This is a genomic window from Polaromonas sp. (assembly GCF_030689685.1).
Classification (GTDB): Bacteria; Pseudomonadota; Gammaproteobacteria; order Burkholderiales; family Burkholderiaceae_C; genus Polaromonas.
Genome location: NZ_JAUYEY010000022.1, coordinates 71,770 through 94,555, shown reverse-complemented (window position 1 = coordinate 94,555; position 22,786 = coordinate 71,770). Strand labels below are relative to the sequence as shown.

Here is a 22,786-nt window from a genome sequence, read left to right as displayed (position 1 = left end):
TTTGGGACGAGGGCCCCGAGGTGCGCTTGGCTCTGAGCCTTCTGCTGTGCATAATGGACTCAGTTAAAAAAATTGAGGTTTGATTATGCTCGACCGGGACGGCTTCAGGCCCAACGTCGGCATCATCTTGCTCAACCAGAGAAGTCAGGTATTTTGGGGCAAGCGCATTCGCACCCACTCCTGGCAGTTTCCGCAGGGTGGCATTGACCGGGGCGAAAATCCCGAGCAGGCCATGTTCCGCGAATTGCATGAAGAAGTGGGGCTGATGCCGCAACATGTGCAGGTGCTTGCCCGAACCCGGGACTGGTTGCGCTATGAGGTGCCTGACCGGTTTATTCGCCGCGATGCGCGCGGCCATTACAAAGGCCAGAAACAAATCTGGTTTCTGCTGCAACTGGTCGGTCACGACTGGGACCTGAACCTGCGCGCGACCGACCATCCGGAGTTCGATGCCTGGCGCTGGAACGACTACTGGGTGCCGCTCGACGTCGTTGTGGAATTCAAGCGTGGCGTTTATGAAATGGCATTGACAGAGCTGTCACGTTTTGTGCCGCGTGTCGACAACCGTTTTGATGCCAGGCCGGACCACCGCAACCGCTACTTGCGGGGCGGCATGCGCCAGCGTGATCCGGGCGAAGCTGGCACCAGCGAGCAGAGTTTGCATTCGGCCGGGTTGCCAGGTGCCTCGTTTGAGCTGCCGCCAGGCGCTACTTTTGAACCGGATCCGCAAACCAGTTTCGCGGGCGTTTTCCGAAATGAAAAACATGATCATTAAATCGCTGGTGATGGTTTGTCTGCTGGGCCTGTCGGCCGGGGCCTGGGCGCAACGGGACGCCGAACTGGCGGACTGGAAGGAAGAGGCGGTTCCGCCGCCGCCGGCTTTTGATGCGGGCAAACTGCTGACTTTTGATATCTCCCAAGCCTCATCGTTGACCTATGGGGTGGACCCGGCGACCCTGCGGATTTCGAAAGACGGCGTGCTCAGTTATGTGATGGTCGCCACCAGCGCCAGCGGTGCGCGCAACGTCCTGTATGAAGGCATACGCTGCGTCACTGGCGAGGTCAAGACGTATGCCCGTTCCAGCCCCTCGGGTGTCTGGTCGCCAGTGGCGCAGCCGGAATGGCGCTCCATGTTCGACAACATGCCATCCAAACATGCACTGGCCTTCGCTCGGGCCGGTGCCTGCGACAACGCGGCGCAGGCCTCATCAGTCGATGAACTCATCCGTCAACTGAAATTCAACCGCTTCAGCCGTTTCAACTGGTGAGCACCAGGTTGGTTCGGTGGACCATCTCGGCTTCGCCGGTGTAGCCCAGCAGCTTTTCAAATTCCGCTGAAGGCTTGCGGCAGATCAGGCGGGCCTCTGCGCTGGAGTAGTTGGCCAGGCCGCGCGCAACTTCGGCGCCTTCCGCACCGCGAATGGCAATCACATCGCCACGGTAAAACTCGCCCTGAACCGAGGTCATGCCAATAGGCAGCAGACTTTTTCCTTCGTCGCGCACTTTCGCCACGGCACCGGCATCCACCGTCACCGCGCCGCGTAACTGCAGATGGTCCGCGATCCATTGCTTGCGCGCCTGGTTTTTCGGCGTCTGGGCCACCAGCAGGGTGCCGATGGACTCGCCCTGCGTCAGGCGGATCAGCGCGTTCGGCTCCCGGCCCCAGGCGATCACAGTGGAGGCGCCTGAACCGGCCGCACGTTTGGCTGCCAAGATTTTGGTGATCATGCCGCCCTTGCCGATGCTGGAGCCAGCGCCACCCGCCATGGCTTCCAACGCGGGGTCGCCGGCTTTGGCTTCACGGACAAACCGCGCGGCGGGGTCCTTGCGCGGATCGGCGCTGTACAGGCCTTTCTGGTCGGTGAGGATGATCAGCGCATCCGCGTCCACCAGGTTGGCGACCAGTGCGCCCAGGGTGTCGTTGTCGCCAAACTTAATTTCGTCGTTGACGACGGTGTCGTTTTCATTGATCACCGGAACCACGCCGAGCTGTAGCAAGGTCAGCAGGGTGGAGCGGGCGTTGAGGTAACGCTCGCGGTCGGCCAGGTCGGCATGGGTCAGCAGCACCTGGGCGCTGCCGACGCCGTTGTCACGCAACTGGCTTTCGTAGACCTGGACCAGACCCATTTGGCCGACGGCGGCGGCTGCCTGCTGCTCATGGATGGCCTTGGGCCGCGTGGCCCAGCCCAGGCGTTTCATGCCCTCGGCAATCGCGCCGCTACTGACCATAATGACCTCGCGGCCGCTTTTGACCAGCACCGCCAGTTGCTGGCACCACTGGCCGATGGCAGCGGCGTCCAGGCCGCGTCCCTCATCGGTAACCAGGCTGGAGCCGACCTTGACCACGATGCGCTTGGCATTGAGAAGAACCTGGGAACCTGTTTTTTCTTGCATGTTCTGGTGGTTTTAGTGCTCCAGCCCTTGTCGGATGGGCGTAAGTAGCTATGATTATTGTAGCAAGCGAAGTCGGTAGCGTCTCAGGGCGTGTCAGGCTCACCCGGCAGGTCGGCAAATCGCGGGTCAATCTCTTCCGGTTCCTGCTCGCTTTTTTGCACGCTTTTGACGTGCTGATATATGGTCTTGACCAGCTGCTCACAGCCTTCGCGCGTCAAGGCAGAAATCTCGAACACCGGTCCCTTGAACTTGAAGCGTTTGACGAAGTCCTTGACCATCGCGGCGCGTTTGTCGTCGTCCACCATGTCGAGCTTGTTGAGCACCAGCCAGCGCGGCTTGTCGTAAAGCGCCGCATCGTACTTCTTGAGCTCGCCGACGATGGCCTTGGCCTGCGCGACCGGGTCGACGCTGTCGTCAAACGGCGCCATGTCGACGATGTGCAGCAGCAAACGCGTGCGTTGCAAGTGACGCAAAAACAGATGGCCCAGGCCGGCTCCTTCGGACGCGCCCTCGATCAGGCCGGGCAGGTCGGCGACCACAAAACTCTGTTCAGGCCCCACGCGCACCACGCCCAGATTGGGATGCAGGGTGGTGAAGGGGTAGTCGGCGATGCGTGGCCGCGCATTGGACACGGCGGTGATGAAGGTCGATTTGCCCGCATTGGGCATGCCCAGCAGGCCGACGTCGGCCAGCACCTTGAGTTCGAGCTTGAGGCTTTTGCGCTCGCCGGGCCAGCCCGGTGTCTTGCTGCGCGGCGCGCGGTTGGTCGAGCTTTTGAAGCGCAGGTTGCCGAAGCCGCCGTCGCCGCCCTTGGCAATCAGCAGCTCCTCGCCGGGCACCAGCAACTCGTACAAAACCTCGCCGGTTTCAGAGTCGGTCAGGATGGTGCCCACTGGCATCTTCAGCATGATGTCGTCGCCCTTGGCGCCAAACATGTCCGAGCCCATGCCGTGTTCTCCGTTGCGCGCTTCGTGGCGGCGCGAAAAACGGAAATCCACCAAGGTGTTCAGGTTGACATCGGCCACCGCATAAACATGGCCGCCGCGCCCACCGTCGCCGCCGTTGGGGCCGCCGAATTCCTTGTACTTTTCGTGGCGAAACGAGACGCAGCCGCTCCCACCATCGCCGGCGGCGATGTCAATAAAGGCTTCGTCAACAAATTTCATGGTTTTTGGAAAGGACTGGCAGCAGATGTGGCGCCGGCCCCCGAGGATAGTTTAGAAATACACAACAACAAGAGACCAAAACAACAAAGCCCCGACCAAGCGGGGCTTCGATGCCATCGAAGTGATCAGCTTACGCTGGTGTCACATTGACGGTGTGCTTGCTCAGCGCGCCTTTGATGGCAAACGAGACCGAACCGTCCACCAGTGCAAACAGGGTGTGGTCCTTGCCGATGCCGACGTTGACGCCCGGATGGAACTTGGTGCCACGCTGGCGCACGATGATGCTGCCTGCGTTGATCACTTCGCCGCCGAACTTCTTGACACCCAACATCTTGGGCTGCGAATCGCGCCCGTTTCGCGTAGAGCCGCCGCCTTTTTTCTGTGCCATTTTTCAATACTCCTTGGTGAGTCCTGGTACTTCTGTGCTTAACCGACGATGGCGCCGATTTGCAGTTCAGTGAAGTTTTGCCGGTGACCCTGGCGTTTTTGGTAATGCTTGCGACGGCGCATTTTGAAAATGCGAACCTTGTCGTGCCTGCCCTGCGAAAGGACAGTAACCGTAACAGTTGCACCTAGCACCAAGGGCGTACCAACCGTGATTGTGCTGCCTTCTCCGACAGCCAACACCTGGTCAATAACGATCTCTTGGCCTACGTCCGCAGCAATCTGTTCTACTTTAATTTTTTCACCCGTAGCAACTTTGTACTGTTTGCCACCGGTTTTTATGACCGCGTACATGAAGACCTCATCTCGTATAGATATTTGAGTTCTGCGGACGAATTTCCACAGAGCCCTCGATTCTAGCACGGGACGCGGAAAACCCGCATTGCCGCCCGTCCGGGCAGACGGACAACCGGGAGTCGGCTGCAGGCTTCCTATAATCTGGCCAACCTCTTGTCTGGACCGCCTTGACTGTCAATTCTTCTAGCACGACCGCTGCGCTGGCCCTGATTGCCAGCGACATGCAGGCCATGGACGCGGTGATCACGCGCCGCCTCAGCTCCGATGTGCCCCTGGTCAGCCAGGTGTCACAGTACATCATCGCCGCTGGCGGCAAGCGCTTGCGCCCCGCGTTGCTGCTACTGATCTGCGGCGCGCTGGACTATCGCGGCGAGCAACGCTTCAATCTGGCGGCTGTTGTTGAATTCATACACACCGCGACCTTGCTGCACGACGACGTGGTTGATGAATCGACCCTGCGCCGGGGCCGCGCGACGGCAAACGCCTCGTTTGGCAACCCGGCCAGCGTGCTGGTCGGCGATTTTCTGTATTCGCGGGCCTTCCAGATGATGGTTGATGCTGGCGACATGCGCATCATGCAGACCCTGGCCGAAGCGACCAATATCATTGCCGAGGGTGAGGTGCTGCAACTGATGAACATGCACGACGCCAGCTTGTCGGAGGACGGCTACCTGCGGGTGATCCGTTCCAAGACGGCCAAATTGTTCGAGGCCAGTGCGCGGCTGGCAGCCTTGCTGGCAGGGGCGCCGGCTGCGGTCGAGCAGGCCTGCGCGGACTACGGGCAGGCGCTGGGCACGGCTTTCCAGGTGATTGACGACGTGCTCGACTACGACGGTGATGCAGCCGAGATGGGCAAGAACCTGGGAGATGACCTGCGGGAGGGCAAGGCCACTTTGCCGCTGATCATTGCCATGCAGCGCGGCACGGCGGCAGAGCAGGGCATGATCCGCCACGCCATTGAGACCGGCGGAACCGAGCGCCTGGCCGAAATTGTGGCCATCGTCAGGCAAACCGGCGCCCTGCAGGCGACCCGCGATGCTGCAGCCTCTGAAGCGCAGCGGGCGATTCAGGCGCTGGCGGTCCTCGGACGCAATACCTACAGCGAGGCCTTGCTAGAATTGGCTTCCCAGCTTCTGCAGCGTCGTTCCTGACGCCGGATCGGGGTAGCTGTCGGGGTGTAGCTTAGCCTGGTAGAGCGCTACGTTCGGGACGTAGAGGCCGGAGGTTCGAATCCTCTCACCCCGACCATTCGTCGCCTGTTCCCGTCCACTCTTCTGATTCGTTGTCGTCGTTCCAACACCGGGGCGGCGGCCATTTCGATTTACATCCCCCGAGCTATCAACGATGATGTCAATTTTGTCAATTTGAGGTAGATTCGAAACTCATGGCCGCTGTCGATACCGTCATCAATGCACCCGCTTTGCCCGGTCTGGGACGGGCGCTGGTGATGGCCGGCAAACTCGGGCAGAAAGCCGCAGAAGACATTTTTCGCAAGGCTCAAAGCGGCCGCACCAGCTTTATCGCGGAACTGACCGGCTCTGGCGTTGTTTCAGCGTCGGATTTGGCGCACACCATGTCAACCGCGTTTGCGGCGCCCCTGCTCGACCTCAACGCCATTGATACCCAACGTCTGCCCAGGGGCCTGCTGGACGCCAAAATTTGCCAGGCCTATCGCATTGTTGTGTTGAGCAAGCGCAGCAACCGATTGATTGTTGCGACAGCAGATCCCTCGGACCAGGAGGCGGCTGAAAAAATCAAGTTTTCGACCCAGATGGGCGTGGACTGGGTCATTGCCGAGTACGACAAGCTGTCCAAGTTGGTAGAGGCATCGGCCACCACGGCGTCCGAGGCGATGGACAGCATCATCGGCGATGACTTCGAGTTTGAAGAGTCCAACGCCGAGGCGGCTAGCGTCGACAGCAACGATAGCAGTGGGAGCTCGGATGTTGAGGACGCGCCGGTCGTCAAATTTTTGCACAAAATGTTGCTTGATGCTTTCAGCATGCGCGCTTCGGACCTGCATTTTGAACCCTATGAGCACACCTACCGCGTGCGTTTCCGTGTCGATGGGGAGTTGCGCGAGATCGCTTCGCCGCCGGTGGCCATCAAGGAAAAGCTGGCTTCGCGTATCAAGGTGATCTCCAAGATGGACATCTCTGAAAAGCGGGTGCCGCAAGACGGGAAGATGAAGCTCAAGATTGGGCCTGACCGCGTCATCGATTTCCGGGTCAGCACGCTGCCCACGATGTTCGGCGAAAAAATCGTGATCCGTATCCTGGACCCGAGCAGTGCGAAGCTGGGCATTGATGCGCTCGGATACGAGCCCATCGAAAAGGAACGGTTGCTCAGCGCGGTCCAGCGTCCTTATGGCATGGTGCTGGTGACGGGGCCGACCGGTTCCGGGAAAACCGTGTCGCTGTACACCTGCCTGAACATCCTGAACAAGCCTGGCGTGAACATATCGACAGCGGAAGATCCGGCCGAGATCAACCTGCCGGGTGTCAACCAGGTCAGTATGAATGACAAGGCCGGCCTGACTTTTTCGGTGGCCCTGAAGGCGTTTTTGCGCCAGGATCCGGACATCATCATGGTCGGCGAGATCCGCGACCTGGAAACTGCGGAGATTTCCATCAAGGCGGCGCAAACCGGCCACCTCGTGTTGTCTACCTTGCATACCAACGATGCACCCGCCACGCTGACCCGGCTGCGCAACATGGGCATTGCGCCCTTCAATATTGCGTCCAGCGTGATCCTGATCACCGCCCAGCGCCTGGCGCGGCGCCTGTGTCCCAACTGCAAGGCTCCAGCGGACATCCCGCGGGAGACCTTGCTAGACGCCGGCTTCGAGGAAGACGATGTTGATGGTTCGTGGACCCCTTACCGTCCGGTCGGTTGCTCCATGTGCAACAGCGGCTACAAGGGGCGCGTCGGTATCTATCAGGTGATGCCGATCACGGATGAAATCCAGCGCATCATCCTGCGCGATGGCAGCGCCCTCGAAATTGCCGAACAGGCTGCCAAGGAAGGCGTGAAAAGCCTCCGGGGCGCGGGATTGCAAAAGGTCAAAACGGGTATGACCTCGCTTGAGGAAATTCTGGGTTGCACCAATGTCTAGACCTGCCCGCGTATTCCGTACCTACCAGCGCGGCAAACGCCTCGGGCTCCCCACATCCTGTCCGTACTAGCAAGAAGGCAACATGGCAACAGCAACCTCCAAAGCCATCAAGGAATTTGTCTTTGAATGGGAAGGCAAGGACCGCAATGGCAAGCAGGTCAGGGGTGAAACCCGTGCTGTCGGCGAAAACCAGGTCAAGGCCTCGCTGCGCCGGCAAGGCGTCTTTCCGACAAAAATCAAAAAACGCAGCATGCGTTCGGGCAAGTCCATCAAGCCCAAGGACATTGCCATTTTCACGCGGCAGCTGGCGACCATGATGAAGGCCGGTGTGCCGCTGTTGCAATCGTTCGACATTGTCGGGCGCGGCAATCCCAATGCCAGTGTCACCAAGCTCCTCAACGATGTGCGGACTGATGTGGAAACCGGTACTTCATTGAGCGCCGCTTTTCGGAAGTATCCCTTGTACTTCAATGCGCTGTATTGCAATCTGGTGGAAGCCGGTGAGGCTGCCGGTATCCTGGAGGCATTGCTGGACCGGCTGGCGGTTTACATGGAAAAAACCGAGGCCATCAAATCGAAAATCAAGTCCGCGTTGATGTACCCGGCTTCGGTGGTGGTTGTGGCGTTTATTGTGGTCGCCGTGATCATGATTTTTGTGATTCCCGCGTTCAAGCAGGTGTTCTCCTCGTTTGGTGCGGATCTTCCGGCTCCCACCCTGTTTGTGATGGCCATCAGCGAATTTTTTGTAGCCTATTGGTGGCTAATTTTTGGCGGTATAGGTGGCAGCATTTACTTTTTTATGCAGGCCTGGCGGCGCAACGAAAAAATGCAGCGCGTGATGGACCGTGTCCTGCTAAAAGTACCGGTGTTTGGGGTGTTGATTGAAAAGTCGTGTATCGCCCGCTGGACCCGCACACTGTCAACCATGTTTGCTGCAGGCGTGCCCCTGGTCGAGGCGCTGGATTCAGTGGGCGGTGCGTCCGGCAACTCGCTGTATGCCGACGCCACGGAAAAAATACAGCAGGAAGTCTCCACCGGCACCAGTCTGACGGCCGCCATGGGCAATGCCAACCTGTTTCCCACCATGGTGCTGCAGATGTGCGCGATTGGTGAGGAGTCCGGTTCGGTCGATCACATGCTCGGAAAAGCCGCCGACTTTTATGAAGCCGAAGTCGATGAAATGGTCGCCGGCCTGTCCAGCCTGATGGAGCCCATCATCATCGTGTTTCTTGGCAGTCTGATCGGCGGCATCGTGGTGTCCATGTACTTGCCGATCTTCAAGCTCGGCCAAGTGGTTTGATGTCAGGGCTGGTGTTTGGTTTGCCTGCGGGCTTCGACGCCGCATTGGCCGGTATTTTTGGGTTGCTGATCGGCAGTTTCCTGAACGTCGTCATTTACCGCCTGCCCAAAATCATGGAGCGCCAATGGGCGCTCGAATGTGCCGAAATGTCTGGCATGCCGACGCAAAACACGGAAGCTTTCAACCTGCTGATGCCCCGCTCGCGGTGTTCAAGTTGTGGTCACGTGATTGCCTGGTATGAGAATATTCCCGTTTTGAGCTACCTCTTTCTCAAGGGGCAATGCTCCGTGTGTGGCACAAAATTCGGCCTGCGTTATCCCCTGGTGGAGCTGGCAACGGGCGCGCTGTTTTTTTTCTGCGCATGGCGCTGGGGTTTGAGCTGGACCGCGCTGGCCTGGGGCGGCTTTGCGGCGGCCCTGGTCGCGCTTGGATTGATCGATTGGGATACCACCTTGTTGCCAGATGACATCACCCTGCCCTTGGTGTGGGCCGGCCTGATTGTTGTCGTGCTGGGCTGGAACCCGGCTATCAGCCTGAGCCAGGCCCTGTGGGGTGCGGTGGCCGGCTACTTGTCGCTGTGGCTGGTGTATTGGGCGTTCAAGCTTGTGACCGGAAAAGAAGGCATGGGCTACGGGGACTTCAAGCTGTTTGCGGCGCTGGGGGCCTGGTTTGGCTGGTCAGCCCTGGTGCCCATCATTTTGATGGCGTCGGTCATAGGCGCGCTGGTCGGGATTGCGATGAAATTTTCCAGTGGCTTGCGTGAAGGTGGTTACGTGCCGTTTGGCCCGTTTCTGGCGGGCGCGGGCTTGACGGCGATGGTGTTCGGCCCGCAGGCGATTTTGCGCGTGATCGGCCTGTAGCGGCATGCAGGCCTTGCGCGTGGGACTGACCGGCGGCATTGGCAGTGGCAAAAGCACGGTGGCCAGGATGCTCGCAGAGTGCGGCGCGGTAATCATCGATGCCGATGCGATCTCGCGCCAGACCACCGCGCCAGGGGGGGCGGCGATTCTCCTGATTGCCAAAGCATTTGGTGCCGACTTTGTGACTGCTGAAGGCACGCTGGACCGGGACCGCATGCGCGAGCTGGTTTTCAGCGATCCAGACGCAAAACGCCGGCTGGAAACTATCATCCACCCGCTGGTCAGTGCGGAAACCGCGCGCCAGGCGGCGCAGGCACGGCAACTGGGACACGCCTGCATGGTGTTTGATGTGCCCCTGCTGGTTGAGTCCGGCCGCTGGCGCCGCCAGCTTGACCAGGTGCTGGTGGTGGACTGCAGCGAGGAAACGCAGATCAGCCGCGTGATGGCCCGGAGTGGCTGGACGCGGCAGATGGTTGAGCAGGTGATGGCCGGGCAGGCTAGCCGCATGCTGAGACTCGCTGCGGCAGACGTTTGTATTGACAACGATGGCACGGTCTCGCTGGGCGCGCTGGCGCTGCGGGTCCGCCAGGCGGCGCAGCGCTTCGGGCTATGATGGCTAACCCTTCCGCTGAAAAAGATATATCGCAGTGATTCTTTACGAATATCCCTTCAACGAACGCATTCGCACGTATTTGCGGCTTGAGCACCTCTTTCACCGCCTTGGCGAACTGGCCGCGCGGGACCATCCGACCGACCACCACTACGCGATCACCACCATTTTTGAAGTGATGGACGTGGCAGCCCGCGCCGACCTGAAAACCGATGTGCTCAAGGACCTGGACCGGCAAAAACACCTGCTCAACGGTTACCGGGGCAATCCCGCGATCTCCGAAGCGGTGCTTGATGAAGTGACTGGCCAGCTCGACGAGTGTTTTGCCACACTGACCGGCCTGCCGGGCAAGGCGGGCCAGTCGCTGACCGAAAACGACTGGCTCATGAGCATACGCAGCCGCATCGGCATCCCAGGGGGCACCTGCGAATTTGATCTGCCGGCCTATTTTGCATGGCAGCATTTTGATCCGATCACGCGCCAAAAGGATCTGCAGCGCTGGATCGCCACGCTGGTGCCGCTGGCCGAGTCGATTCGCATGTTGCTCAAATTGTTGCGTGACTCCGGCCTGCCGCAAAAGGTGGTGGCGACCAGTGGGCAGTACCAGCAGACCCTGCCGCAAGGCCGTACCTTCCAGTTGCTGCGCCTGCGTATTGATCCGGGGCTGGGGCTGATTCCCGAAATCAGCGGCAACCGCCTGATTGTTTCCGTCCGCCTCATGCGCCATGAGAGCGACGACCGGCTGCATTCTTCGACCGAAGACGCGGCTTTTGAATTGACGCTCTGCTCCTGAACGACAGCACTGGCCCAGCTTGAGTGAGCGATGACCTCCGATCCGCCAAAACCCAAAATTGTGGTCTGTCCCACCTGCAGCGGGCCCAGTGTGTACGGTCCGGACAACCGCTTCCGCCCCTTTTGCAGTCAGCGCTGCAAAAATGTCGACCTCGGCGCTTGGGCTAGCGAGAGTTTTCGCATGCCGGCTGATGCGCCCCCGGATGACCAGGTGTATGGCGACGCGAAACTGCAATAAATCTCGTTTGTGCAAGCAGGCGGTTCAGACCGCCCATCTCAGGGAGCGTGGAAATGACTCAACACTCGTTTTTCGGGCGCGGGATACTTGCTGTTGCGGGCATTGCCTTGTGGCTGAGCCTGACGGCCGCGCCCGGCCTTGCCGCCACCGAGAAGGCTAAAAAGGCTGCCCCTGAGAAGAAACAGGGCAGCACCAAATTCCTGCCTGGCTCGCAGGAAACCCGCAAGGAGCGCAGCGAGCGGCTCAAGCGGGAGTGCAAGGGAAGGGTCAACGCCGGCGCCTGCGAAGGCTACACGCACTAAACCCCAGGCCGGTCAGCCTGGGCAGGCGTGAGCCCCATTTTCAGGCTGAAGGCGTAGCGAGCACCTGCTGCAACTCGCCGTTTTCGTACATCTCCATCATGATGTCCGAACCGCCGATAAATTCACCCTTCACGTAGAGCTGGGGAATCGTTGGCCAGTTGCTGTATTCCTTGATGCCGTTGCGGATGTCCGGGTCTTCCAGCACGTTGACCGTGGCCGGTTTGCTCACGCCGCAGGCCTTGAGCACCTGGATCGCCCGGCCGGAGAAGCCGCACTGTGGAAACTGCGCGGTGCCTTTCATGAAAAGCACCACGTCGCTGGATTTCACGATCTGGTCAATGCGTTGCTGGGTATCGTTCATGTCGGGTCCTTGGAAAGGGGTCAAGCCGTTGCCGCGAGGATCAGGCTGATCTGGCGGCCATCCCTTGGCAGATGGATTTCAACGGCGAAAAGTCAAGCCTCGATTATCCCGCTGTTTGCTGCGGGCTGCTTTCACCCGGCCAGCGACCTCCGGAACAGCGGCTGATTCCTGCCAGGTCGGCCTGGCTTTGCACTTCGGCAAAGCCGCGCCGGGCCAGCAGTTCGCGCACGGCCACCGCCTGGTCATAGCCATGCTCCAGCAGCAGCCATCCTTGTGCATGCAGATGGGCGGGCGTCTGGTTGATGATGGTCCGGAGCTCGTCCAGGCCGTCTGGCCCGCCAGTCAGAGCGCTCAGGGGTTCGTGGGACAGGGCAGACAGATGGGAATCGCCATCGATGACATAGGGCGGGTTGCTTGCGATCAAGTGAAAGTGGCTGCTTACATTTTCAAGCCAGTTGCCTTCGATGAAGTGGATAGCCAGCCCAAGGCGGCTGGCGTTTGCGCTGGCCACGGCGAGGGCGCCGGCGCTCACATCGACGGCTGTGAGGTCCAGCGTTGGCCGGTTTTTTTTGAGTGCCAGCGCAATCGCGCCGCTGCCGGTGCCGAGGTCCAGCACCTGCGCGCAGGCCGGCATGCCAGGCCCTGACAAAGCCTGCAGCGCCCAGTCCACCAGGGTTTCGGTGTCGGGGCGCGGCACCAGCACGCGGGCATCGACCTGGAGTTGCAGGCCGAAGAACTCCTTGCTGCCGACAATGTAGGCCAGCGGTTCGTCGGCAGCCCTGCGCAGGCTCAGTGCCCGGAACCGGGCGGCAGCTTCGCCAGGCAGCATATCGTCGTCATGCGCCAGCAGCCAGCCCCGGTCACTGTCGGGTCGACCCAGCGCATGGAGCAGCAGCAGTTGCGCGTCCAGCCGCTCCAGGCCCAACGTCTGCGCTGCCGCCAGTGCCTGGGCATAGCTCGGGGTAGTCGGGAAAGCCGGGGCGGTCATTGTCTGCTATTAAATAAGGAGCTGCTTGCCCATACTGGGCATGGGCTGGAGGCCGATCTTGTTCATAAATTCAGCCGTTCGAAGCCGATTCCAGCTCGGCCAGCAGCTCCGCTCCGCGCGCCACCTGCAGCGCGGTCACCACGTCGTCCATGTCACCTTCCATGATGGACAGCAGCTTGTACAGGGTCAGGTTGATGCGGTGGTCGGTGAGCCGCCCCTGCGGGAAGTTGTAGGTCCGAATCCGGTCGCTTCTATCCCCACTTCCGATCAGGCCCTTGCGCGTGGCGGCGTCCTGGGCAGCGCGTTCGGACCGGTCCTTTTCATGGATGCGGGCGGTCAGCACCTTGAGCGCCTGCGCCTTGTTGCTGTGCTGGCTGCGGCCGTCCTGGCATTCGGCGACGATGCCGGTCGGCAGGTGCGTGATGCGCACGGCCGAGTCGGTCTTGTTGATGTGCTGGCCACCGGCGCCGCTGGCGCGGTAGGTGTCGATGCGCAGGTCGGACGGGTTGATCTGGATGGCGACAGCCTCGTCGGGCTCGGGCAGCACGGCGACCGTGCAGGCGCTGGTATGGATGCGGCCCTGGGTCTCGGTCGCGGGCACACGCTGCACACGGTGGCCGCCGGACTCGAAACGCAGCTTGCCGTAGACACCCACGCCCAGCGCATCGTCGGCGCCATCGACGCGGATCACGACCTCCTTGTAGCCGCCGAGCTCGCTCGGCGACTCGCTGATGATCTCGACTGCCCAGCGCTTGCGCTCTGCGAAGCGCGAATACATGCGCAGCAGGTCGCCCGCAAACAGTGCCGACTCGTCGCCGCCAGTGCCGGCACGGATCTCGATGAAGGCCGGGCGCGCATCGTCCGGGTCTTTCGGAATCAGCATCAGCTGCAGGTCGGCGTCCAGGGAGGTGATGTCTGCCTGCGCGGCGCTGATTTCTTCTTCCGCCATCGCGGCCATTTCCGGGTCGTCCTTCGCCTCGGCCAGCATGGCCTGTGCGCCGGCCAGGTCGGCTTCGCGCGCCGTCATGCGCTGGTACTGGCCCACCACGATGCTAAGCTCGGCATGTTCACGCGTCAGGCTGCGGAAGCGGTCCATGTTGCTGACCACGTCGCTGGCCGACAGCAGTGCGTCGAGCTCATGCAGGCGGAATATCTGGCGGTCCAGGGTCTGGCGGAGAAAGGGTTTCATGGGAGAAAACGCGCGGGGGCAAAACGATGGTGAAGGGGCATCCGACCAGGTGCCGGTAGCGGGAGGGGCCAGCGGGCGCGCCGGCCGGTCAGGGCTACAGCGCCGCTAACGCTCTTTGTTTTCGTTGGACAGGCCGCCGCGCAGAAACAGGCGCGACACTGTCTGCGCGGTGGCTTCGCGGCTGTCGGCGTCGCCGGCGTGCAGCTCGGCCAGCGCGCCGTGCAGCATTTTTTGCGTCAGGCCGCGCGACAGCGCGTCGAGCACGGTGTCGACCGACTCGCCGCGGGCCAGCAGCTTTTTCGCGCGCGCGATTTCGGCGGCGCGCCAGGCGTCGGTTTGCGCATTGAGCTGCTGGATCAGCGGCACGGTGCGACGCTGACCCAGCCAGTGCATGAAGTTCTGCACACCGGCGTCGATGATGACCTCAGCCTGCGCCACTGCCGCCTGCCGGCTGTCCTTGCCGGTCTGCACCACATGGGCCAGGTCGTCCACGGTGTAGAGGTAGATGTCCGGCAGTTCCTTGACCTCGGGCTCGATGTCGCGCGGCACGGCCAGGTCCACCATGAACATCGGGCGGTGCTTGCGCAGCTTGACCGCGCGCTCCACCGCACCCAGGCCGATGATGGGCAGGGTGCTGGCGGTGCAGCTGATCACCGCGTCGAATTCGTGCAGGCGGCTGGGCAGGTCGGCCAGGCGCATGACCTCGGCACCGAAACGCCCGGCGAGTTTTTCACCGCGTTCCAGCGTGCGGTTGGCCACCGTCATCGATTTGGGGTTTTTGGCGGCGAAGTGGGTCGCGGCCAGGTCGATCATTTCGCCGGCGCCGACAAACAACACGCGGATATCGCCGAGATCCTCGAACAGCTGGCCGGCTAGCCGCACCGACGCGGCCGCCAGGCTGATGCTGTGCGCGCCGATCTCGGTGCTGCTGCGCACTTCCTTGGCCACCGAAAAGGAGCGCTGGAACAACTGGTGCAGGGTGCTGCCCATGGCGCCGGCATCTTCGGCCGCGCGCACGGCCTGCTTCATCTGGCCGAGAATTTGCGGCTCCCCCAGCACCATGGAGTCCAGTCCGCTGGCGACGCGAAAGGCGTGACGCGCGGCCTGGTCGTTTTCCAGCGTGTAGGCATGCGATCGCAGCAGGGCCGGCGACACGCCGCCGTGGTGCGCCAGCCAGTCCAGCGTGTGGTCGATGTCGGACCGGTCGCTGGCGCAGTAGATCTCGGTGCGGTTGCAGGTGGACAGCAGCGTCGCTTCCGGCTGCCGCGCCAGCGCGCTGCGCAAACCCTTGAGGGTGGGCTCGACCTGGTCGATGGCGAACGCAAACCGGCCCCGCAAATCGAGCGGTGCAGTGGTATGGTTGATGCCCAGGGCCCAGACTGACATCATGAGATTATAAAATTGAAGGGATGGGCTGGTGCTTACATTCTTTCAATCCAATTGATACACGGCAAGCCGGCCGACAATCCGCCCACAGGCCATGACCGCACTCAATCTAACCAACCAGTTGCTCAATTTTGTGGCGCCAGCCGCTTTTGTGGCGCTACTGCTGGTGCTGCTGGCCCGTATCTTCTCCGGATTTTTACGATCAAAAAGGTCTCTGACCCATACCCTGTGGGCACAAGCAGCTATTATTTTTATAGCGGGCGTGCTGTTGTTGCTGACCGGTCTGGTGCTGTTCGGCCGGGACGGCAAGATGGCCAGTTATGCCTTGCTGGCCGTGGGTGCGGCCAGTTGCCAGTGGGTGCTGCTGCGCGGCAGGAAAGGGTGAGGGCTCAGGCATCCTCGCCGTAGTCATGGTCGGGGTGGTTCCTCACGTCGAGTTTCCAATAGCCCCGGCCCACGATCTGGTTGCGGCTGACGCCCAGCTCACTGGTCAGCAGCGTCCGAATGCGGCGCATGGCCGCCGCTTCGCAGGCCAGGTAAATGTTGGTATCCGGGGCGATGGGCGGCAGGGCGCGCAAGGCCTTTTCTGTTGGCAGGCCGGCCGCGCGATGGTCGGTGCCGCGTTCCAGCCAGGTCAGGTCCAGTTGCGCCGGGCTGTGCAGCGTCCGTTCTTCGGCGGCAGTGATCACTTCCAGCAGAACCTGCGCACGCGCTGTCGCGGGCAGGGCGGCCAGAATGGTTTCCACCGCTGGTAGCGCGCTGTCGTCTGCAATCAGCAAGTGGTGTGGGGCGTCGGCATCCAGCGCGTAGCCGGGACCCGGTCCCATCAAAAACAGCACCTGCCCGACGCTGGCCTGGGCCGCCCAGCTTGAGGCTGGGCCTTCGCCGTGCAGCACAAAGTCCACGTCCACTTCCAGGGCTTCTGGCCGCACGGCCAGCGGTGTGTAGGTGCGCATGGAGACGGCGCGCGGCCCGTCGGGCAGCGGGCGGCTGGGCTCGGTCTGTCCCGGTTCCGGAAAGATCAGCTTGATGTAGCTGGCCGGCCCAACAGGCGCAAAACCTTCGAGCTCGGCGCCGGTCAAGGTGATGCGGCGCATGGCCGGGCTCAGCGCCTGTACGCGGCTGACCTGAACATGCCGCGGCGGCCTGCGTTGACGGGGGGCGGATTCAGGCGCAGGCGTTGCTGCACTCACTTTAGAGGGGAGAGACATGTTTTCAATGACAGCACGAAGGGCTGCCCCAAGGTTGATATGTTTGCAAATGAGAATTATTGTTATCTAAAATCAAATCACGGATGGCGTGCATGGTTAAGTTCAGAAGTAGTAACAGAAGTAGTAACGTTCGACGATGCTAACGTTTTGCGTTACTATTTGTCATGATCTTGAGCTTCAAGTGCGCAGACACCCAAAGCTTCTTTGAAGGCCAGCGAGTGAAACGATGGGTCAATATTGAGGTAGTCGCCATACGCAAACTGGCCATGCTTCATCGGGCGGCCCTGTTGACGGATCTGAGTATCCCACCGCAAAACAGGCTCGAGGCCTTGAAAAGAAATCGAAGAGGCCAACACAGCGTTCGCGTCAATGACCAATGGCGCATTTGTTTTAGCTGGACAGTCAAGGGCCCGGTAAATGTGGAAATTGTTGACTATCACTGACTGTCTTTCTGCCTCATCGATAAAAAGGAGTTTCCATGACACGCCAAATACCCTACCCGCATCCCGGCGAAATACTTGCCGAAGAGTTCCTCAAGCCCATGGCGCTGACGCCGTACCGGCTTGCGAAAGAAATTCATGTGCCCCTGACCCGTATTGCAGCCATTCTGGCGGGCAAGCGAGGCATCAGCGTCGACACGGCCCTTCGGCTGTCGAGCTTTTTCGGGACCAGCGAAGGCTTTTGGAGTGGCCTGCAACTTGACTATGACACGGCGATAGCAAAAGACGCTCTTGCCAAGGAGCTGAAAACGATTGCAATGCGCAACGACGAGCGTTTTGCGCTCGCAGCCTGACGGGGTTGAGTGTTCGTAATACAAGCATTTTTCTGAGCATTTCTTAACTCATCTTTCATGACCACCTTCGGCACCCCCCTGTCCCCCCACGCAACCAAAGTCATGCTGCTCGGCTCCGGCGAGCTCGGCAAGGAGGTGTTGATTGCCTTACAGCGCCTGGGGGTGGAGACCATCGCCACCGACCGCTACGAGAACGCGCCGGGCCAGCAGGTCGCCCACCACGCGCGCACCATCACCATGAGTGATCCGGCGCAGCTCAAGGCGCTGATTGAAAAAGAGCGGCCGCACCTGGTGGTGCCCGAGATCGAGGCGATTGCCACGCCCATGCTGGAAGAGCTCGAAGCCGCCGGTATTGTTCGCGTGGTGCCCACGGCCCGCGCCGCGCGCCTGACCATGGACCGCGAGGGCATTCGCCGGCTGGCGGCCGAAACCCTGGGCCTGCCGACCAGCCCCTACGTGTTTTGCGATTCGCTGTCCGAATTGCAGGCCGCTATCGACACCATGATCGGCTACCCCTGCGTTGTCAAGCCGGTGATGAGTTCGTCCGGCAAGGGCCAGAGCAAGATCGCCGGCCCGGACGACGTTAAAAAGGCCTGGGACTACGCGATGGCCGGTGGCCGCGTCAGTCATGGCCGCGTGATTGTTGAAGGCTTTATCGACTTTGACTACGAAATTACGCAGCTCACCGTGCGCGCCGTGGGCGCCGACGGACAGATCGAAACCCATTTCTGCGAACCCATTGGCCACATCCAGGTCAGCGGCGACTATGTGGAGAGCTGGCAGCCGCAGCCCATGGCCGCCGCCGCTCTGCAGAAAAGCCGCGACATCTGCAAGGCTGTGACCGACAACCTTGGCATCGGCCATGACGGCAAGCCGGGCGGCCTCGGGCTGTTCGGCGTGGAACTGTTTGTCAAGGGCAGCGAGGTCTGGTTCAGCGAAGTCAGCCCGCGGCCGCACGACACCGGCATGGTAACGATGTGCACGCAATGGCAAAACGAATTCGAACTTCATGCCCGCGCCATCCTCGGCCTGCCGGTCAACACCGCGCTGAAAAGCCCCGGCGCCAGCGCGGTGATTTACGGCGGGGTCGATGCGCAGGGCATTGTGTTCGACGGTGTGGCCGACGCGCTGCGTGTGCCCAACACCGACATTCGCCTGTTCGGCAAGCCCGAGAGTTTTGTCAAACGCCGCATGGGTGTGGCCCTGGCTTTTGATGCCGATGTGCAAACTGCGCGCGACAACGCCAGGCTGGCGGCATCACGCGTCAAGCCGCGTATCGCCTGAGAACGGATACATGCAGTTTCCGGAACTCGTCAACCTGCTCGGCTGGGCCGACGACTCCACCTTGCGCATCCTGCTGGTGGCGGCGCTGGCGCTGGCGCTGGCCCTGCTGGTGCATGCCGCAGGTTCGGCGCTGGTGCTGCGCCTCACACGCTTCATGCCAGTGGCAGCCGTGGTGGCCCGGCAGTGCCGGGCACCGGCCCAGTTGCTGCTGCCGCTGATCGCCTGGCAGGCAGTGTGGCAGGGCGCGCCCGACAATTTTCCGCTGATCGCTGGCGTTCGCCATGGCAACGCGCTGCTGCTGTTGCTGGTACTCACCTGGCTCGGGCTGCGCGCCATTCGCGGTCTGGCCCAGGGCGTGATCGCCCGGCATCCGGTTGATGTCGAGGACAACCTGCAGGCGCGCCGCGTCCACACCCAGACCCGCATGCTCGCGCGCACCGCCATGTTTGTGGTGCTGCTGGCGGGCGTGGCGCTGATGCTGATGACTTTTCCGGGCGCACGCCAGTTCGGCGCCAGCCTGCTGGCCTCGGCCGGTGTGGTGGGCTTGGTCGTGGGTATTGCGGCGCGGCCGGTCTTCAGCAACCTGATTGCGGGGCTGCAGATCGCGCTGGCCCAGCCGATCCGGCTGGACGACGTGCTGATCGTCCAAGGTGAGTGGGGCCGTGTCGAGGAAATCACCGGCACCTATGTGGTGCTCAAAATCTGGGACGAGCGCCGCCTCATCATTCCGCTGCAGTGGTTCATTGAAAATCCCTTCCAGAACTGGACGCGCAAAAGCGCCAGCATCATCGGCACGGTGTTCCTGTGGGTGGACTACCGCATGCCGCTGGCGCCGCTGCGCGCCGAGGCGCAGCGCGTCTGTGAAGCCTCCCCGGAATGGGACCAGCGCCTGTGCCTGCTGCAGGTGGTGGACGCCGGCGAGCGCAGCATGCAGTTGCGCGTGCTCGTGACCTCGGGCAACGCGAGCCTGAATTGGGATCTGCGCTGCAAGGTGCGCGAAGCACTGGTCGATTTCATGCAGCGCGACTATACACAGTACCTGCCGCTGCTGCGGGCTGAACTGGCGTCATCCCCGTCACCATCACAACCTGCGCCATCGTATCCCTCCAGTGGGGGGCCCACGCTTTAGGCCGATCATGACCGATGCCCCTCCACCACGTCGTGTGCTGCCTGTGCTGGTGTTGGCGCAGTTCGCGGGGACCTCGCTGTGGTTTGCGGTCAATGCGGTTATGCCCGATCTGCAGCGGGAGCTGGGTTGGCCCGTTTCGGCGGTCGGTACGCTGACGTCTGCGTTGCAACTCGGCTTCATTCTGGGTACGCTGGTGTTCGCGCTGCTGGCCATCGCTGACCGGTTTTCGCCGAGGCGGGTGTTTCTCTTGTGCTCGCTGGCCGGGGCCTTGTGCACGGTGGGTGCATGGTGGATGGTGCGCGAGTTCACGGCCTTGCTCTTTTGGCGCATGGCCACTGGGTTTTTTCTGGCTGGTATTTACCCGGTCGGTATGAAGATCGCCGCGCAGTGGTTCAGCAAGGGCCTGGGTGCGGCACTGGGCTTGCTGATTGGCGCACTGGTGTTGGGCTCGGCCAGCGCCCATGCCCTGCGTGGCCTGAGTGGAGCATTGCCCTGGCCCAGTGTCATGCTGGGCGTGGCCGCGTTGGCAGCCTGCGGTGGCCTGTTGCTATATGTTTTGTTGCCGGATCCACCGCTGCCGCTTCATGCGCCGGTCAGGCGCAGCGCGCTGGAATGGCGGGCGCTCGGCGCGCTGTGGACTGACTGGCGTGTGCGCGCCTCAGTATTGGGCTACTTTGGCCACATGTGGGAGCTCTATACCCTGTGGGTGCTGGTGCCGCTGATCCTGGCCACCCGGCTCGATGGGGCACCGCTCTCGCTGGCGGCGTTTGCCGTGCTGGGCGTCGGCGCTGTGGGTTGCGTGGGCGGCGGCTGGATTGCGCAGCGCGTGGGCAGTGCGCGGGTCGCCACCGTGCAACTGGCCGCGAGCGGACTGTGCTGCCTGCTCGCACCCTGGTTCATGGATGCCAGTGCGGGTTGGTTCGCCGCGTGGCTGCTGCTGTGGGGCATGACGGTGTCGGGTGATTCGCCGCAGTTTTCCGCGCTGACGGCGCGCAATGCCCCGCCTCAGGCGGTCGGCAGTGTGCTGACGTTGACCAATAGCATCGGTTTTGCCATTTCAATTGTCAGCATTGAGCTGTTTTTGTCGCTGCTGCCGCACTATCCCCTGGCAACGCTGCTGCCCTGGCTGGGGCTGGGACCGGCGCTCGGCCTGCTGGCCATGCGGCCCCTGTTGAATGAGCAGGAACGCCCTCGTCATTATTGATCTTTTCCAAATACACGACAGTGAATTGGACTGCTTTCACACTCGCCCCTTGGGAGGGGGATGGGGTGAGGAGTTGAGCGTTTTGACGAATATGAATTTTAAAACGCTCAGTAGCGCTCACTACTGAAACGCCACTTCCGAAAAACTGCGCAGCTTGCGGCTGTGCAACTGCGTCGTGCCCTGTTCGCGCAGCAACTCGATGGCGCGCATGCCGATGCGCAAATGCTGGTCCACACGTTCCCGGTAGAAGTGGTTGGCCATGCCCGGCAGCTTGATCTCGCCGTGCAGCGGCTTGTCGCTGACACACAGCAGCGTGCCGTAAGGCACCCGGAAACGGAAACCGTTGGCGGCAATCGTGGCGCTTTCCATGTCCAGCGCGACGGCGCGGCTCTGGCTGAAACGGCGCTGCGGCTGGTTGCCCGGCAGCAGCTCCCAGTTGCGGTTGTCGGTGGAGGCTACCGTGCCGGTGCGCATGATGCGTTTGAGGTCTGGCCCTTCGAGGCGAGTCACGTCCTTGACCGCTCGCTCCAGCGCCACCTGGATTTCGGCCAGCGCCGGAATCGGCACCCACAGCGGTAGCTCTTCATCGAGCACATGGTCCTCGCGCACATAACCATGGGCCAGCACGTAGTCGCCGAGCTGCTGGCTGTTGCGCAGGCCGGCGCAGTGGCCCAGCATGATCCAGGCATGCGGGCGCAGCACGGCGATGTGGTCGGTGATGTTCTTGGCATTGGCTGGGCCGACGCCAATATTGACCATGGTGATGCCGCTGCGGTCGGCGCGCATCAGGTGGTAGGCCGGCATCTGCGGCAGGCGCGGCGGCGCCATGCCGAGTTCGTCGCCGGCCACGGGTGGCAGACCGGCGCGCCGCGTCACCACGTTGCCGGGTTCGACAAAGGCGATGTACTCGCTGCCGGGTTGGGCCATTTCCTCATGGCCGAGCCGAACGAACTCGTCGATATAGAACTGGTAGTTGGTGTAGAGCAAGAAATTCTGGAACCAGTCTGGTGAGGTGCCGGTGTAGTGGCGCAGGCGCTGCAGCGAATAGTCGACGCGCGCGGCGGTGAACAACGCCAGTGGCTGCGGCTCGCCGGGGCTGGCCTCGTAGGTGCCGTTGGCAATGCCGTCGTCCATGGCGGCCAGGTCTGGCAGGTCGAACACGTCGCGCATCAGCATGCGGCGTGCGGCGCTCAGGCTGCCCTCGATGTGGTCGTGTTCGGCAAACGAGAAGTGCACCGGAATCGGCTGGGTGCTGGTGCCCACTTCCAGTTCCACCGAGTGGTTCTGCAGAAGCAACCGGAACTGTTCGAGGTAGTAGTTGCCATACAGGTCGGGCCGGGTCAGTGTGGTCTCGAAGCGGCCGGGGCCAGCGACAAAGCCATAACTGAGCTGCTCGATGTCGGGCGTTTCCAGGATGGCGCGGGCCACGGTCTCGGTGTGTATGCGCACAAAGGGGTAACAAGCCCGCACATGGCCGGGCAGGGTTTCGCCGGCCACGTAGCGGTGCATGGCGCTTCGCAAATGCGCGATCTGCTGGTCGTAAATCAGCCGTACCTGCGCCAGCGCGGCGGCAGGGTCGGTGTAGCGGGTGGGCGCGATGAAGGCAGGCAGGTAGGGCATGGGCTTATTGTGCCCCGCTCACCGAAACGCGGGTTTTGACTGCCACTGACACGAAACCGACACATTGCGACCCTAGATTCAATGGCAACACCACTTGGAGAGA

Annotated in this window: 26 protein-coding genes and 1 tRNA gene; 17 read left to right on the top strand and 10 right to left on the bottom strand. The window is 61.7% G+C overall.

The features are described from left to right. Positions 1-85: 85 nt before the first annotated feature. On the top strand, positions 86-775 hold the full coding sequence (locus tag Q8O29_RS06185; protein WP_305561199.1) for an RNA pyrophosphohydrolase: 690 nt from the start codon (positions 86-88) through the stop codon (positions 773-775). Then, positions 765-1,268, top strand: a complete 504-nt coding sequence (locus Q8O29_RS06180; protein ID WP_305561180.1) for a CNP1-like family protein — start codon at positions 765-767, stop codon at positions 1,266-1,268. The genes Q8O29_RS06185 and Q8O29_RS06180 overlap by 11 nt, the downstream gene beginning before the upstream one ends. On the opposite strand, the gene proB is transcribed toward Q8O29_RS06180, so the two are convergent. The 4 genes from proB to rplU form a co-directional block, all read right to left on the bottom strand. Next, positions 1,258-2,394 carry a glutamate 5-kinase gene (gene proB / locus Q8O29_RS06175; protein WP_305561179.1) on the bottom strand — a complete coding sequence of 379 codons (1,137 nt, stop codon included), beginning with the start codon at positions 2,392-2,394 and terminating at the stop codon, positions 1,258-1,260. The two genes, Q8O29_RS06180 and proB, sit on opposite strands and share 11 nt — an antisense overlap. An 83-nt stretch (positions 2,395-2,477) precedes the next feature. Beyond that, positions 2,478-3,560, bottom strand: coding sequence for an Obg family GTPase CgtA (cgtA, locus tag Q8O29_RS06170; RefSeq protein ID WP_305561178.1), 1,083 nt, complete (start codon positions 3,558-3,560; stop codon positions 2,478-2,480). A 130-nt stretch (positions 3,561-3,690) separates the two neighbouring features. Beyond that, positions 3,691-3,948, bottom strand: coding sequence for a 50S ribosomal protein L27 (gene rpmA / locus Q8O29_RS06165; RefSeq protein WP_188707393.1), 258 nt, complete (start codon positions 3,946-3,948; stop codon positions 3,691-3,693). Positions 3,949-3,986: 38 nt separating this feature from the next. Beyond that, entirely contained in the window at positions 3,987-4,298 is a 312-nt protein-coding gene (gene rplU / locus Q8O29_RS06160) for a 50S ribosomal protein L21 (protein WP_305561177.1), read from the bottom strand. A 170-nt stretch (positions 4,299-4,468) separates the two neighbouring features. Between rplU and Q8O29_RS06155 the strand changes: the two genes are divergently transcribed. The 9 genes from Q8O29_RS06155 (at position 4,469) to Q8O29_RS06115 (ending at position 11,518) form a co-directional block, all read left to right on the top strand. After that, complete coding sequence (locus Q8O29_RS06155; protein WP_305561176.1) at positions 4,469-5,452, top strand: polyprenyl synthetase family protein; 984 nt, start codon at positions 4,469-4,471, stop codon at positions 5,450-5,452. Positions 5,453-5,472: 20 nt separating this feature from the next. After that, positions 5,473-5,549: transfer RNA gene (locus Q8O29_RS06150), tRNA-Pro, on the top strand. Between the two features lie 136 nt (positions 5,550-5,685). Next, positions 5,686-7,416, top strand: a complete 1,731-nt coding sequence (gene pilB, locus Q8O29_RS06145) for a type IV-A pilus assembly ATPase PilB (protein WP_305561175.1) — start codon at positions 5,686-5,688, stop codon at positions 7,414-7,416. An 82-nt stretch (positions 7,417-7,498) separates the two neighbouring features. Further along, positions 7,499-8,716 carry a type II secretion system F family protein gene (locus Q8O29_RS06140; protein ID WP_305561174.1) on the top strand — a complete coding sequence of 406 codons (1,218 nt, stop codon included), beginning with the start codon at positions 7,499-7,501 and terminating at the stop codon, positions 8,714-8,716. Then, positions 8,716-9,576: an A24 family peptidase gene (locus Q8O29_RS06135; protein ID WP_305561173.1), complete on the top strand. Its 861-nt coding sequence runs from the start codon at positions 8,716-8,718 to the stop codon at positions 9,574-9,576. The genes Q8O29_RS06140 and Q8O29_RS06135 overlap by 1 nt, the downstream gene beginning before the upstream one ends. Before the next feature lie 4 nt (positions 9,577-9,580). Then, entirely contained in the window at positions 9,581-10,189 is a 609-nt protein-coding gene (coaE, locus tag Q8O29_RS06130; RefSeq protein ID WP_305561172.1) for a dephospho-CoA kinase, read from the top strand. Positions 10,190-10,223: 34 nt separating this feature from the next. Beyond that, positions 10,224-10,979: a cell division protein ZapD gene (zapD, locus tag Q8O29_RS06125; RefSeq protein ID WP_305561171.1), complete on the top strand. Its 756-nt coding sequence runs from the start codon at positions 10,224-10,226 to the stop codon at positions 10,977-10,979. 30 nt (positions 10,980-11,009) lie between these two features. Further along, positions 11,010-11,216: a DNA gyrase inhibitor YacG gene (locus tag Q8O29_RS06120; protein ID WP_305561170.1), complete on the top strand. Its 207-nt coding sequence runs from the start codon at positions 11,010-11,012 to the stop codon at positions 11,214-11,216. 53 nt (positions 11,217-11,269) lie between these two features. Then, positions 11,270-11,518: a hypothetical protein gene (locus Q8O29_RS06115; RefSeq protein ID WP_305561169.1), complete on the top strand. Its 249-nt coding sequence runs from the start codon at positions 11,270-11,272 to the stop codon at positions 11,516-11,518. A 40-nt stretch (positions 11,519-11,558) separates the two neighbouring features. On the opposite strand, the gene grxD is transcribed toward Q8O29_RS06115, so the two are convergent. From grxD to hemA, 4 genes are all read right to left on the bottom strand, one after another. Further along, a complete protein-coding gene (grxD, locus tag Q8O29_RS06110) occupies positions 11,559-11,879 on the bottom strand; it encodes a Grx4 family monothiol glutaredoxin (protein WP_305561168.1) in 321 nt (106 codons plus the stop codon). 103 nt (positions 11,880-11,982) lie between these two features. After that, positions 11,983-12,867: a peptide chain release factor N(5)-glutamine methyltransferase gene (gene prmC, locus Q8O29_RS06105; protein ID WP_305561167.1), complete on the bottom strand. Its 885-nt coding sequence runs from the start codon at positions 12,865-12,867 to the stop codon at positions 11,983-11,985. Positions 12,868-12,937: 70 nt separating this feature from the next. After that, the gene (gene prfA / locus Q8O29_RS06100) at positions 12,938-14,056 is read right to left on the bottom strand and encodes a peptide chain release factor 1 (RefSeq protein WP_305561166.1); all 1,119 of its coding nucleotides are present in this window, start codon (positions 14,054-14,056) and stop codon (positions 12,938-12,940) included. 105 nt (positions 14,057-14,161) lie between these two features. Then, positions 14,162-15,442: a glutamyl-tRNA reductase gene (gene hemA, locus Q8O29_RS06095; protein ID WP_305561198.1), complete on the bottom strand. Its 1,281-nt coding sequence runs from the start codon at positions 15,440-15,442 to the stop codon at positions 14,162-14,164. Between the two features lie 94 nt (positions 15,443-15,536). On the opposite strand from hemA, the gene Q8O29_RS06090 reads away from it, so the two are divergent. Beyond that, entirely contained in the window at positions 15,537-15,827 is a 291-nt protein-coding gene (locus Q8O29_RS06090; RefSeq protein ID WP_305561165.1) for a hypothetical protein, read from the top strand. A gap of 4 nt (positions 15,828-15,831) precedes the next feature. Here the strand turns inward: Q8O29_RS06090 and Q8O29_RS06085 are convergent, their stop codons facing one another. Continuing rightward, a complete protein-coding gene (locus tag Q8O29_RS06085; RefSeq protein WP_305561164.1) occupies positions 15,832-16,653 on the bottom strand; it encodes a siderophore-interacting protein in 822 nt (273 codons plus the stop codon). Positions 16,654-16,817: 164 nt separating this feature from the next. Between Q8O29_RS06085 and Q8O29_RS06080 the strand changes: the two genes are divergently transcribed. The 5 genes from Q8O29_RS06080 to Q8O29_RS06060 are packed head-to-tail and all read left to right on the top strand — an operon-like array spanning position 16,818 to position 21,063. Continuing rightward, complete coding sequence (locus tag Q8O29_RS06080; protein ID WP_305561163.1) at positions 16,818-17,096, top strand: type II toxin-antitoxin system RelE/ParE family toxin; 279 nt, start codon at positions 16,818-16,820, stop codon at positions 17,094-17,096. A 35-nt stretch (positions 17,097-17,131) separates the two neighbouring features. Continuing rightward, positions 17,132-17,446: a HigA family addiction module antitoxin gene (locus Q8O29_RS06075; RefSeq protein WP_305561162.1), complete on the top strand. Its 315-nt coding sequence runs from the start codon at positions 17,132-17,134 to the stop codon at positions 17,444-17,446. A gap of 57 nt (positions 17,447-17,503) precedes the next feature. Continuing rightward, the gene (purT, locus tag Q8O29_RS06070) at positions 17,504-18,730 is read left to right on the top strand and encodes a formate-dependent phosphoribosylglycinamide formyltransferase (protein ID WP_305561161.1); all 1,227 of its coding nucleotides are present in this window, start codon (positions 17,504-17,506) and stop codon (positions 18,728-18,730) included. Positions 18,731-18,740: 10 nt separating this feature from the next. Continuing rightward, positions 18,741-19,859 carry a mechanosensitive ion channel family protein gene (locus Q8O29_RS06065; protein ID WP_305561160.1) on the top strand — a complete coding sequence of 373 codons (1,119 nt, stop codon included), beginning with the start codon at positions 18,741-18,743 and terminating at the stop codon, positions 19,857-19,859. A gap of 7 nt (positions 19,860-19,866) precedes the next feature. Beyond that, positions 19,867-21,063 carry a nitrate/nitrite transporter gene (locus Q8O29_RS06060; protein WP_305561159.1) on the top strand — a complete coding sequence of 399 codons (1,197 nt, stop codon included), beginning with the start codon at positions 19,867-19,869 and terminating at the stop codon, positions 21,061-21,063. A gap of 120 nt (positions 21,064-21,183) precedes the next feature. Here Q8O29_RS06060 and Q8O29_RS06055 read toward each other — a convergent pair whose 3' ends face one another. Then, positions 21,184-22,683 carry an AMP nucleosidase gene (locus tag Q8O29_RS06055; protein ID WP_305561158.1) on the bottom strand — a complete coding sequence of 500 codons (1,500 nt, stop codon included), beginning with the start codon at positions 22,681-22,683 and terminating at the stop codon, positions 21,184-21,186. Positions 22,684-22,786 lie beyond the last annotated feature (103 nt).